The organism is Pontibacter qinzhouensis, from assembly GCF_008017455.1.
Taxonomy (GTDB): Bacteria; Bacteroidota; Bacteroidia; order Cytophagales; family Hymenobacteraceae; genus Pontibacter; species Pontibacter qinzhouensis.
The window spans coordinates 16,818-29,337 of sequence record NZ_VRTY01000014.1; the positions used below are offsets into that span (position 1 = coordinate 16,818).

12 protein-coding genes are annotated in these 12,520 nt (G+C 49.7%); 8 read left to right on the forward strand and 4 right to left on the reverse strand.

What is annotated here, in order from left to right; translation table 11 throughout:
* Positions 1-303: 303 nt before the first annotated feature.
* The gene (locus FVR03_RS05355) at positions 304-1,758 is read right to left on the reverse strand and encodes a tyrosine-type recombinase/integrase (protein ID WP_240773492.1); all 1,455 of its coding nucleotides are present in this window, start codon (positions 1,756-1,758) and stop codon (positions 304-306) included.
* Between the two features lie 106 nt (positions 1,759-1,864).
* On the opposite strand from FVR03_RS05355, the gene FVR03_RS05360 reads away from it, so the two are divergent.
* The 4 genes from FVR03_RS05360 (at position 1,865) to FVR03_RS05375 (ending at position 4,941) form a co-directional block, all read left to right on the forward strand.
* Complete coding sequence (locus FVR03_RS05360; protein ID WP_137761653.1) at positions 1,865-2,245, forward strand: hypothetical protein; 381 nt, start codon at positions 1,865-1,867, stop codon at positions 2,243-2,245.
* Positions 2,246-2,626: 381 nt separating this feature from the next.
* The gene (locus tag FVR03_RS05365; protein ID WP_147920731.1) at positions 2,627-3,259 is read left to right on the forward strand and encodes a DUF4099 domain-containing protein; all 633 of its coding nucleotides are present in this window, start codon (positions 2,627-2,629) and stop codon (positions 3,257-3,259) included.
* 7 nt (positions 3,260-3,266) lie between these two features.
* On the forward strand, positions 3,267-4,361 hold the full coding sequence (locus FVR03_RS05370; RefSeq protein WP_147920732.1) for a DUF3991 domain-containing protein: 1,095 nt from the start codon (positions 3,267-3,269) through the stop codon (positions 4,359-4,361).
* A 136-nt stretch (positions 4,362-4,497) separates the two neighbouring features.
* Positions 4,498-4,941, forward strand: coding sequence for a beta-barrel fold lipoprotein (locus FVR03_RS05375; protein WP_116544954.1), 444 nt, complete (start codon positions 4,498-4,500; stop codon positions 4,939-4,941).
* 129 nt (positions 4,942-5,070) lie between these two features.
* Here the strand turns inward: FVR03_RS05375 and chrA are convergent, their stop codons facing one another.
* From chrA to FVR03_RS05390, 3 genes are all read right to left on the reverse strand, one after another.
* A complete protein-coding gene (gene chrA / locus FVR03_RS05380; protein WP_116545007.1) occupies positions 5,071-6,282 on the reverse strand; it encodes a chromate efflux transporter in 1,212 nt (403 codons plus the stop codon).
* 140 nt (positions 6,283-6,422) lie between these two features.
* Positions 6,423-7,286, reverse strand: a complete 864-nt coding sequence (locus FVR03_RS05385) for a chromate resistance protein ChrB domain-containing protein (RefSeq protein WP_147920733.1) — start codon at positions 7,284-7,286, stop codon at positions 6,423-6,425.
* 157 nt (positions 7,287-7,443) lie between these two features.
* Positions 7,444-8,010 (reverse strand): hypothetical protein, encoded by a 567-nt coding sequence (locus tag FVR03_RS05390; RefSeq protein WP_207774915.1) that lies wholly within the window; start codon positions 8,008-8,010, stop codon positions 7,444-7,446.
* Between the two features lie 398 nt (positions 8,011-8,408).
* On the opposite strand from FVR03_RS05390, the gene FVR03_RS05395 reads away from it, so the two are divergent.
* The 4 genes from FVR03_RS05395 to FVR03_RS05410 are packed head-to-tail and all read left to right on the forward strand — an operon-like array spanning position 8,409 to position 12,488.
* Positions 8,409-9,425, forward strand: a complete 1,017-nt coding sequence (locus FVR03_RS05395; protein ID WP_116544956.1) for an extracellular solute-binding protein — start codon at positions 8,409-8,411, stop codon at positions 9,423-9,425.
* A 16-nt stretch (positions 9,426-9,441) separates the two neighbouring features.
* A complete protein-coding gene (locus FVR03_RS05400) occupies positions 9,442-11,001 on the forward strand; it encodes an ABC transporter permease (RefSeq protein ID WP_116544957.1) in 1,560 nt (519 codons plus the stop codon).
* On the forward strand, positions 10,988-11,704 hold the full coding sequence (locus FVR03_RS05405) for an ABC transporter ATP-binding protein (protein ID WP_137761650.1): 717 nt from the start codon (positions 10,988-10,990) through the stop codon (positions 11,702-11,704). The genes FVR03_RS05400 and FVR03_RS05405 overlap by 14 nt, the downstream gene beginning before the upstream one ends.
* A gap of 22 nt (positions 11,705-11,726) precedes the next feature.
* The gene (locus FVR03_RS05410; RefSeq protein WP_116544959.1) at positions 11,727-12,488 is read left to right on the forward strand and encodes a hypothetical protein; all 762 of its coding nucleotides are present in this window, start codon (positions 11,727-11,729) and stop codon (positions 12,486-12,488) included.
* Positions 12,489-12,520: the final 32 nt, after the last annotated feature.

Consider the following 12,520-nt stretch of genomic DNA (forward strand, 5'->3'; position numbering starts at 1 on the left):
CGGCATCGCCGAGCAAGACTTCGGGTCAGAAACACCATTTCTTACTTTGGCTCTTTTTCTGCAGCTTGCTCGCTTTAGTGGCCTTTGATGCCCTCCAGCCATAAAAAGCCTGAAAGACACGCCACTTTAAAATCAGAAAATAATCCCAATCACGGCCAACTATAGTATATACGACAACATACGCTTATCTGCACTATGTACGTAGTAGCTAAACACTGCTTGAGTCCACTTTTGCTTACTGGATCTGATACTTGTGGCTGTAGTGCGCATGCGTTTATATAGTTAAGCTAATATAGGTGATTGCTAGAGATTATCCAACGGGCTGACAATTTTATCCAGCGCATGGGTGGTGATGTGGGTGTAGATCTCGGTGGTCTTGCTGCTCCGATGTCCCAGCAGCACCTGGATATACCTTAAATCCGTTCCTTGCTCTAGCAGGTGAGTGGCAAAAGAATGGCGCAGGGTATGTGGCGTGGCGGGTGCTTTCACGCCTGCCTTCTCCTTGCTGGCCCGGAACACGCTGCGGATGCTCTCCACCGTATATTGCCCGCCCGTCTGCCCCTCAAAGAGCCACACCCTGGGCCTGTACTGCTTGTAATAAGCACGCAGGCTTTCCAGCAGCTTTTGGGAGAGCAGCGTGGTGCGGTCCTTCTTGCCTTTGCCGCCACGGATCAGCAGCAGGTTGCGCTCCGACTGCACGTCCGTAAGTTTCAGGTTGATCACTTCGCCAATACGCAGGCCACCCGCATACAAAAGCTGCAGCATGCAGCGGTGCTTGAGGTTCTCGGTCACAGAGAGGATTTTCAGCACGTCCTGCTTGCTGAGCACCTGCGGCAGCCGCTCGGGCTTCTCGGGCCGCTCCACCTGGCCCAGCTGCACCTCGTGCCGCAGCAGCACGCGCTGGTAGTAGAACTTCACGGCATTGATGGACTGGTTCACAAACGATACGGAATAGGTGCCGGCCTGCACCATCTGGCGGTGGTAGTGGTTGATGGCCTCTTCCGAGAAAGCATGTATGCCCTCCAGCCCGCTATCCCTGTGCGCATTCAGAAAGCGCAGGAGCAGGCTGTGGTAGGTGCGGATGGTACTGAGGCTGTAATTGAGCAGGAACAGCTTCTCCACGTAGTGAAGCGGGCAGGCAATATAGCCGTCGCCCTTCCGGTAGCATTGTTCCCAGAGCCGGGCCTGCAGGGCCATGTCCTTCACCTGCATGGTCTGCGCCAGCCACACCTGGGCTACTCGCTCTACCTCGGTTAGCAGCGTGTGCAGACTGCTGCTTTCGGTGCGGATGACAAAGCACTGCATGTCGTGCAGCCACCTGGCCACTTTGCTTTGCTTCAGGCAGGTATGGATTTCCTTGTTGTAAAGATAACTGAGCTGTACATACGGTCTGCCCTGGTGTTCCAGGGGCTGCAGGCGCACGACGGGGCGTGCGGGCACCTTTCCCAATGGCTCTGCCACATGCTTATCTTGTTGCAGGATAACGGTTCCTTCCGCCGGGCGCAGGCGCTTGGGCCGGAACAGGTACCTTGTGTCCACCTTGGCCAGCCCCTGGAAGTGCTGGTGCGTCATCTCGATGGCCTGGCTGCTGCGGTGCATCACAAAGCACTTGTAGGTCCTGCTGTACTTGATCCAGCCAGCCTCCTTCAGTCGTTTGGAGAGGAAGGGGTTGGGCTTGTGCCAGATGCGGATAATAGCTTTGCCCGCGTGCTCCAGCGGGTTAAGGTACAAAATAGGTTTTTGATCGGGATAAGCCATGGCAAATGAGACAGTTACTGAAGGCAAAGGTAAAACCTTTCAAAACCGTAGCCGTGTTATTACGCGAGTATACACGGATATACGCGAGTACAAACGCGGGTAAGTTATGAGCCAAGCCAGAACATGCATCCAGTGCGGAACAGCCATTGTAGGCAGGAGCGATAAGCGCTACTGCTCTGACCCCTGCAGACACCTGGCCAACAATATGGTCAAGGTACAGAACCAACACGAACGCAGGATTCTCCAAATCAATGCTGCATTAAGAAAGAACCGCAGCATTCTCAAACAGCTCAGTCCGCAGGGTAAGACCACCCTGCCCCGCCAGTACCTGGAGCTGGCAGGCTTTGATTTCCGCTACCTGACCCAGGTCTACCGCACCCAGAAGGGAAACACCTACTATCTCTGCTATGACTATGGGTATATGCTCCTGCCTGAGGAGAAGGTATTGATCGTGAATTGGCAGCCCTACATGGATGTGGGTCGGTGATAGCGCTGTCGGTATGTCAACTGGGATGTGCTTTTTGCTGCAACATGGTTATAGCTGAGGCGACACACGCATTTAGGTACGTTAAGTAAAGCGGTTCTTGTTGGCACAACCATTCTTGTTTCCTGTTGCCGTTTCTCACTATCTCCTATAGGGGAAAGCCATAACCCCTGATACAATTAATAGAATAGACTTTTTTCTAGGATAAGCAAATTGCTAAGCACGGTAATAAGAGTAACAACAATCCTGTTTATATAAATTATAAGTATTTTATTTATTATTATATATAATATAATTGAAATAATTAAAAATAATCCGTAAATCTATACTCGTGTAATATTTTTACGTAGATTTATTTAGCAATATCTACGATATAAGTAAACTATGAACTTTGATATAAAGGACCTGCCTTATGGTCAATTCGAGCGTTTGGGGATGAACAAGAAAGACGTGCTCTCCATGAAGTCTGACGATTTGGTCAGCCTGCTGACGGGCAGGCGCACGAGCCTGCATACCTTTACTATCAAGGACGCCGGTCTGGAACCCCTTACCGTGGATGCAAAATTGAGCCTGAAGATGAATCCAGACAACACCCTTTCACTGTTGATTCATCCTATACGGAGGGAGATACAGAACGAGATTGGCGCCAGTAAGCAGGAGTTGGAGAAACTGCAAAACGGGGAGCTGCTGGTAAAGCCGTTTAAATCGCTTAATGGGGAGAAAGAGCTGTATGTTTTCCAGCTGGATAAGGAGACCAACGAGATTCTAAGGGTGAGGGTACGGGATATCCAAGTGCCTAGTGCTATCAGGGATATCGTGTTGAGTACTGATCAGAAAGAGCACCTGCGGCAAGGAGGCACCTTGGAGCTTTATTCCAAAGCAAAGGATCAGCTGATTACGGCCCGCCTGGATCTGAATGATCCTAAAGGACTGAAGATAGTGGAGGGGCAGGTCTCCCTAAAAGAAAGCCACACTTTGGCAGTGAAGGAAACCCCTGTTGTGTCTATTAAACGTTAGCTTGCCTATGACCTTTCAGGAATACAGAGAGCAGGTGTCGATTATTCAGGTCGCCGAGTCGCTGGGCTATGTGTTTGATCCCTTAAAGGGGAGAAAGAGCCCTGAGTTCAAGCACCCTGACGGAGACAGAATCATTATCAACAACCCAGGCGACAGCTCCCGACAGATGTACTTCAACCGGGATGGAAGCAACGACAAGGGGTCGGTGATAGATTTTGTGGCCAACCGGCTGCACCGCTTCCAGGGAAGCTTTCGCAATGAGATCGACGGTATCAATAGGGTGCTGTCTAGGTATGCCTATGCCTCTCAACCCAAAGCTTCTGCCTATGCCGTTACGGAAGCAAAGCCTTTTGACAAAAGCAGGTTTGTCGAATCGGAGGCCTCTGTTTTTAAGCTGCATTACCTAATCAAGGAACGAGGTCTCTCTAGCGAGACGGTGCAGCTGTTCCTGCCTTACATTAGGCTAGTGCGGGACGCAGAGAAGGATAATGCCTATACCAATATCGCTTTCCCATTGCAAAGGCCAGCTAGCAGCGAAACGATAGGCTACGACCTTAGAAATTATGGCTTTAAGGGCGTGGCAGCGGGCAGCGACCGCAAGCACGGTGTCTGGGTAGCCGACTTTGCGCAGAATCCGGTTCTTACACGCCATGTCTACTTTGCGGAGAACCCTATAGATGCCATGAGCTTCTATCAGCTGGAGAAGGATAAGCGGGACTTCAGCAACTCCGTGTTCGTCTCGTTTGGCGGGGGAATGTCGAGAATGCAGGTGGAGCTTTCCCTGAAGGCTTGGCCGCATGCCCAAAAGCATACCATTTTCGATAACGATTACCAGGGAAAGATCTATGATATCTATCTGGCCACGGCGATAGCAGGTAAGCCTTACACCTTTACAAAGAATGCCGACAGTATTACCTTCAACTTGGATGAGAAAAAGTTTGATATTCCCGTAGACAAGCTGAGCCTTTTTGCCTTTGAGAAGAACTCCGGTATTCGTTCCGGACTTCAGGTGCATAAGCCCCTTGGCCATAAAGACTATAACGACATCATACATCCCAAAAACGACCAGGAGAACCGTATCCCTATGAAAGTGAAGCTATGATCTAGAATCTAGTATAGTAGTCAAAGACTTTAGAAGAGGAAATGCAGTTTCTGTGTCTCGTTTGGCTGTTCCGGTTAATTACGTTTCCGTAGATAATATTTTTTCACCTAACTATAAACCCTTTAATTCTTAGGCTATGAAAAAGCTGTCTTTCTTCTCCCTTCTGTTGTGCATAATTCTACTTTTTACTGGTTGTGACAAAGACAGTGATGACCCGGTGCTGCCCGATACAGCTACCTATCGGGTCGATTACAGCCAGTCTGGGGATTATGAGAAATTCATTAAGATTATTACTATTGGAGGTGGCGATTTCAAAGTTAGGGGCACTACCGAAGCTATGCCGCCCGTATTATTTGATGGGAACCTTTCGGGGGCGTCCTATTCCTATGAGGCGGATAATGTAAGGGAACTCACCATACACGCTGCCAATGAATTTAGTGCTGTGGAGGATGGTCCTGCTTCCATGCAGATGCGCTTTGTTATTTACAAGAACGGCAAGCAGATTGATGTGAAGTCCTTCAATTACAATGAGGCTTCAGGAGAAAAGAACGAGTACTTGCATTACAAAGCAAGTGAATGAGTAGGGGCTTGAGGATTTATTTTGTTAATAATCTACAGGAGCAAAACAAGCATATGCTTTGCATAAGGAGCATATGCTTGTTTTGCTCTCATGGTGGTTAAGAAGCCTGAAGTATCCTGTCATGGTCGTTTATACAATCGTGTGCCAAAGCATACCTATCAGTCCAGCACCCAGAATTACAAACACCACTGTGAATTTTGATTTGATCCGGTACAGCATAAGCAGGGATACAGCGAACACGAATAGGGTAAACCAATCTGTAATGGTTGTTCTGAAAAGCTGAATCGCCGTCATCGCTATCAACCCTACCACCCCAGCAGTTACCCCGTCCAGGAAGCTGTGCAGCGCCTTGTTCTCGATTACCTTTTCCATCAAGCCATGTCCCAGGAGGGTAAAGGAGAAAGCGGGGAGAAAGATGGCGAACGTCATAATCACTGTCCCAAGCCACCCCGCCCCAAAGTACCCCACAAAGGTAGAGAAGATGATAAGTGGCGCGGGAAGTACACCGGAAAGCGCAATGCCATCAATAAACTGTCGGTTCGTTAGCCAGCCATAGTTGATGACCGCGTCCTGCTGAATAAACGGAATAACGGTATACGCGCCGCCAAAGGTCAGCAGGCCCGCCTTCAATCCTGCCCAAAAGACAGCAAGGGGCGAATAGCTACTTGTAGATGAGCCCGTTTCAGGTACGGGTGCGGCAGTCTGTAGCTGCAGCACTTCAGGGTTGAACAGCAGGACACTGGCAATGGCAAGCGCTGCCCCGCAAAGGGCGACATAGGCTCTTTGCCCCTTCATCCAGAAGACATAGGCCAGCCCTGCCAGGGGGAGAACAATAAAGAAACCCACTCCGCAGAAGTAGGCAATGAAAGCGGCTGCAGCCACCGCAATCAATTTCACGTTTGTAAGCGAGTGTTTCCCTATCCGGTGAACGGCTGCAAAGATAAGGGCGATAACCGCGGCTTGGAAACCTATAAAAACAGCCTTAAGTATTGGAGAGTCAATCCCGATGCTGACGTAAAGCCACGTGAGCAGCAGCATGAGGACAAAGCCGGGAAGCATAAAGGCAAGCCCTGCGAGAAACCCGCCAAGCCTGCCTCCTGCGACCATCCCGAAATAGACGCACAATTCGTGTGCCTCTGGCCCAGGCAGCACTTGGTAAACGGCAAGAATTCTGTTGAACCGTTCCTTAGACACCCACTCTTCCTCTTCCACCAATTCCCGCTTTATCATGGCTATCTGTGCCACCGGGCCGCCCCAGGCAAGAAACCCGAACTTTAGGAAGCGTAGGAAAATCTGTATTTTCGTCTGACGAATAACAGTCGTGCCTGGAGATTCTTTCATATGCATAAAATAAGTATGTAAAAAGCTTCTTTAAAGCTTAGCTTAGAGACAGGTGTGGCAATTCGCTCATGTCTATCCGTCTGTCGCTTACTTACTTAGTGCAATGATAGGGAGCTAAACCGATTATTAATAGAACAGCTTTAACCTTTTGCAATTTCTTTACCTTTTATGATCCCTTTTCTGAAATTAGAGGGTTTCACACCGGTTTGGCTTTTGAACATCCTGGAAAAGTGGCTTTGGTCAGAGAAGCCGACCAGGTAAGCGATCTCGGATAGGGAATGACTTGTATGATAGAGCAGATGAATGGCCTTTTCAATACGAAGCTTCCGGATGTACTCCCCAAACGTGAGGCTGTCGAAGTACTTGGGGAACTGGCGGGACAGATAAGCCGGGTGCAGATCCAGTTCCTCTGATATCTTAGTCAGGTTGGGGACCAGGTTCCTGTCTATCTGGTCCTGGATGATTTTTTTTAAAGGAAGGCCCCAGTCTGGCATTTTCCTGTGGGTTTCCTCTTCCTGGGCAAGGTGCTGATGGAGCACCCGCTGCAACAGGCTCTCTGTCGGGTTCTGGGTATGCGTCTCATTTTGCAGGTACTTAGCCCAGCTGTAGAGGGCATCGTAGATAAGCATGCCCCTTTCAAGCAGCTCATAGTCATCCCTGAAGTTAAAGGCAAGGCCGGCGGATATAGCCCATAGGCCGGCGGATTGGCTGCTGATGCTGTGGTTGTCTGTGTCTGCCCCGCGTACGGCCAGGGCCATGGTATGCAAGGCGGCGTCTTTGAGGTTATACTTCTCGATAAAATAGTCGAAGGTGCAGCGGTCTTCGTAGTGGCTGAACTCGACATCGGGTACGTCAAAGGGAATAGCCTGCAGCGCCTTAGCCTGCGCTATCACCTCTTTGGCTGGCACGTATATGATTTCGGCCTTCGCGTCGATAAACCTCTTGATTAACCAGGGGCAGGCCAGGCGGTCAATCTTGGGGCGCTCTCGGGTAATCCACTTCATAAGGTAAATTAATTGTACAGTCTTGAACTGTCTTGTTGGATCCAGCTTTAGGGTTTGATGTCTCTAACTCAACAATCCGGACAGTGGCTTAAAAAAGAACTAATGGCCAGTAGTATTATTTTAATGCAGAATTACCCCCTTGCATGCCAGGTCATACTCAAAAAGCTATTCCCAATTGAAGCCCTACCGTTATAGCGGTAGGGTGTTTGTTTCCAAATCGTACCGGTACGGGAAGTGCTGCAAAGTAGCTACTGTTTTTGTTTCTGATAATGGCCCTGCTTAGAACGGGTGTGAAGCCATATCGGCCGGAGGTCTCGAAAGCTGCACGGCCAGCAAAGGTAAAGCCATTACCTAATGCTACTAATATACCAGGATGAAACAAAAAATTACTCATTCTGCTCGTTCTGTTCTCGACCCTTATGAAAGGAACTGCCTCAAAGGTGAACCCTACTCTGGCACTTTTCCAGATATTGATACCAGTAGGCATACCAACTACATAGTGGTCATTGAAATTCGTAGTAGTGCCTTCTTTGCTGAAAGTCACTAGTGGATGGATTATTCCCACGTATCCGGCTACTTTGGGATAGGTTACGGGCGGTACCTGTGCCAGGCTATGGGCTTGCCCGAAGAAAAAGGCAAGAAATACAGTAAGGAGTATGCAAGCAATGCTTTTAGTAAATCCTGCATTGGAAGTTCTCTTTACAGTAGCGTGTAAGTGAAGCATGGAATCTAATGGTTTGTTTCAAACTGCAATGATAGGAAGGGATTAACAAACAAAATAGAACCCAGTTAACCTTTTGTATTAAATTAACATTTTACACTTTAAAAGCTTTTTGCTGTAAAAATCGTAACATAACAAATAGCATTAGCAGGTAAGACAAGATAAGATTTTAGTATACTCTCCTTTTTATAACCCATCCGACCACAGAAAAAGCCAGGTAAAAGGTAAAGCATGTCCTAAAGGTTAAAATCCTTCTATTATGTCTAATGCAGAATACCTAACCTTGCAAGGTTACCAAGGCAAAGGGAGGTACTGATGACCTCCGTGGCGGGGCAGATTCCGATTCATCTTTTACGTATTCAGACTGACCCCTCCGGATAAATGAAAAACAACAGAAAACTATGAAGGAAAAGCTATACAAAATCCTTGCGCTGCTCTTGGTTACTCTTAGCACGGGTTGCGGCGGGGGCAACGAAGGGGAGGTTGTGGTGTATACTTCCGTGGATCAGGTGTTCGCCGAGCCAATCCTGCATGATTTTGAGAGGGAGACCGGTATCAAAGTAAAGGCTGTATTTGACACCGAGGAAACAAAATCCACCGGGGTGCTCAACAGGTTGATCGCAGAGGCCAATAATCCCCAATGCGACCTTTTCTGGAGCGGGGACCCGGTCCGAGCCAATGTCCTGAAGCAAAAAGGCATCAGCCAGCCCTTCTCTCCGGAGGCCGCCCAGACCATTCCCGGTCACTTTATTGATGAGGAGAAACACTGGACAGGCTTTTCCTCCCGGGCCAGAGTCCTTATCTACAACAAAGACCTCCTTCCTGCCAATCAGGTGCCCACTTCCATCTTCGACCTGACCAAAGAGGAGTATCGGGGAAAAGTGACAGTTGCCAATCCCCTTTTTGGCACCACCTCTTTTCACATGGCGGCCATTTTCGCTGCGCTAGGGGATGAGCAGGCAAAGAAGTGGCTCGATGACCTGAAGGCAAACAACGTGGTGATAGCCACCAGCAACGGAGATGTAAAGAAGCGGGTTGCCAATGGGGAGGTATGGCTCGGTCTTACCGACACGGATGATGCCAACGAGGCCATGAAGGAAGGGGCACCCATAGGTGTCGTGTTTTTAGGGCAGCAAGACATTGGCACCTTGATTATCCCTAACACCCTTTCCTTAATAAAGGGCTCTCCCAACCCTGAGGAGGCCCAAAGGCTGGCAAACTATCTGATGAGTGAGGAGACACAGTTAAAACTGGCACACTCGAGTGCCCAGATGCCGCTGAGCAAAGGGGTAGAAGTGCCGGAGGGCGTGTTCTCCCTTGATAAGGTAAAGCCGATGCGGGTGGATTATGACAAGTCGTCCAAAAAGCTGGAGGAAATTCAGCCTTACCTGAAAGAATGGGTGGAAACAAACATGTAAGTAAGCATTTGAGCAGATGAGCAGAATTTACCTCTGGGCTTTATCATTCCTGTTTGTGGCAATAGCGTTATTGCCCATCCTTTACCTGGTGTCACATTCTCTGGGAATCGGAAGTGAAATAGAGCTGGGGGCATACACTGCCTTGCTGAGAGGCCGGACGGTTCGGCTTTTGCTCCACACTGTTGGCATAGGGGCAGCCGTGGCGATCAGCGCGACCTTTTTAGGGTTGGTGCTGGGGTTTATCATCAGCAAGAACAACCTGCGGCATGGGCAGCTGCTCACCATCCTGCTGTTGGTCCCGCTGTTCCTGCCCCCCTACATCTTTGCTGTGGCCTGGGTTGACTTTTTTGTGGTGCTGGGCATGAGCCCCAGTGTTATTTATAGCCCGGCTGGAGCCATTTTCGTTCTTACCATCATCTACACACCCATTGCCATGCTCCTGCTTTCTAACTCTCTCCAGAATATAAATGCCAGCCTGGAGGAGGCGGCCATGATCATGGTACCCTATAGAGAGGCCTTCTTCCGCATCATTCTGCCCTTGGTTAAGCCTGCTCTCCTATCTTCCGGCCTGCTTATCTTTATCTTAGCCATATCCGAGTTTTCTGTTCCTGCTTTTCTGTCGGTACAGGTGATGACGACGGAGATATTTACACAATTCTCGGCTTTCTATGATTTCGACTCGGCCATCATCCTGTCAGGCTCCCTAATTTTTCTTTGCACCATCGGGTTGCTGGCAGAGTCAAGCTATTTGACAGACAAGCCTTTCCTGACGATAGGAAGCCGAAACGGACGGTCCGGGTATACCGCCTCCGATAAGGATAAAAAGAAATGGCTGGCTGTCGCAGGGGGCTACCTCTTTTGCTCAACACTGGTCCCTATCGCTTTACTGGCCGTGCAGGCGCTCTCTCCTGGGTTGCAGCACCTGGCACAGGCTTTCGACTACCTGAAGGCAGAGATGTGGCAAACGTTTTTATACGCCTGTTGGGGTGCTTTGCTCCTCGTCCTGTTTGGTTTTGGATTTTCCTACCTGAAAGGAAGAAAGACCGCCCGGGCTGTGGATTTTATGTTAATCCTCTCTTTCGCTTTGCCTTCTGTGGTAACAGGAATAGCTCTGATCAGATACTATAACACGCCTGCCCTCAACTTCATCTACACCAGCCCGCTCATCATCATCATCGCTTACCTGATGCGGTACCTGTTCGTGGCGGAGAAAATCCTGCATAACCGGCTGATGCAGATTCCGGCCAGCCTGGAGCAGGCGGCCCTGGTGAGCGGCGCCACAAAGTGGGGGGCGCTCTGGCAGATAACGGTACCCCTTGTGGCCGACGCCTTATTCGGAGCCTTTGTCATAAGCTTTATCTTCTGTATGGGTGAACTGGGAACAGCCATCATGGTCTATCCGCCGGGCACTTCGCTGCTTCCCATCAAGATCTTCACCATCATGGCGAACGCCCCGCAAAGCCTGACAAGCGCCATGTGCCTGGTGGCGCTGCTGTTCACCGGGAGCGTAACAGGGGGCCTGTTTGCCCTCTGGTACATTAAGAGAAGAGTAACTGCACGCTATGGCAGAAGTTGAGCTGAGGAATGTTTCTAAATCTTACGGGAAGAAACAGGTACTCCAGGATATTACGGTAGAGGTTAAGAAAGGCGACCTTGCCTGCCTTTTAGGCAGTTCTGGTTCCGGGAAGACCACTATCTTAAAATTGCTGGCCGGGTTTGAGGCACCGGACAGCGGGGAGATAAGCATCGGTGGTGAGGTAGTGAGCGGCAACGGGAAAGTGACTGTCGCACCTCATAAGAGGGGAATCGGCTACATCTTCCAGGACCTGGCGCTGTGGCCGCACATGACGGCATTCGAGAACATAGCTTTCGGGCTAAAGGCCAGGAAGGAGCCAGATTATAGAATAAAAGTCCAGGAGACGGCAGAATGGCTTGGCGTGAAAGACTCGCTGGACAAGTACCCCTCCCAGTTATCAGGCGGCCAGCAACAATTAGTCGCTATTGGGCGAAGCCTAGTGCTCCAGCCCAGAGTCCTGCTGATGGATGAGCCGCTGGCCAACCTGGATGTGAAGCTGAAGAAAGTGGTGCGAGAAAAGATAATTGAGCTAAAGGAAGCGCTGGGGATTACCATTATCTACGTGTCCCATGACCACCGGGAGGCTTTTTCCCTGGCCTCCCAACTGATCATCCTCAACGGGGCCAGCGTGGAAGCAACAGGCACCCCGGAAGAGATACGGCAATCGGACAGTGCGTTCATTAAATACTTTATAGAGCTGTGATTTTAATTTAAATGCGATAAAGATGCGAAAAATAAACTTAATAGGGCTGCTGGCAGGCGTTTGCTTTAGCTGTAATCAGCAAAACCAGCCGATCGGCACCACTGATAACGATACCCGGCAGGAAGAGGCCACTACCGTGACCACCCAACCTATAAGCCAACCGGAAGGGGTGAGACAAAATGTGGGGAACACCGTCTCCTTTGATTTCGAGGAGGCGCCTGAAGGAAAGTTGCCGGAAAATTGGAGCGCTCATAAAACCGGCAAGGGAAGTGAGATTAACTGGGGGATTGTGAATGACAGCGGCAACAAAGTGCTGGCGCAGTTAGCCGGCGACAACCCTAACAACCACTTTAATGTGGCCGTAAACGACAGCATCACTGCCAGAAATGTTTCTTTGCAGGCCCGGCTCAAATCGTTAAGGGGTAGAATGGACCAGGGCGGCGGGTTTGTCTGGCGGTTCCAGGACCCCGGAAACTATTACGTGGTTCGGGCGAACCCCCTGGAGGATAACGTGGTGCTTTACAAGGTAGAAAAAGGGAAAAGGACAGATCTGCCTTTAGTAGGGCAGGGAAGGACTTACGGCACCAAGACTGAGGTGCAGGGTGATGGTTGGAATGATCTCCGGCTGGAAGCCCGTGACAGCCTCTTTACCGTGTACTATAACGAAATGGAGTTGTTCAGGGTCATTGACAAAACCTTCCCCCAGGCCGGCAAAGTTGGATTCTGGACCAAAGCCGATGCCGTGACCTATTTTGATGACCTGCAGGTAGAAGTATTACCGTAAGTATAATTTTAAACATAAATTTTCAGATAAAA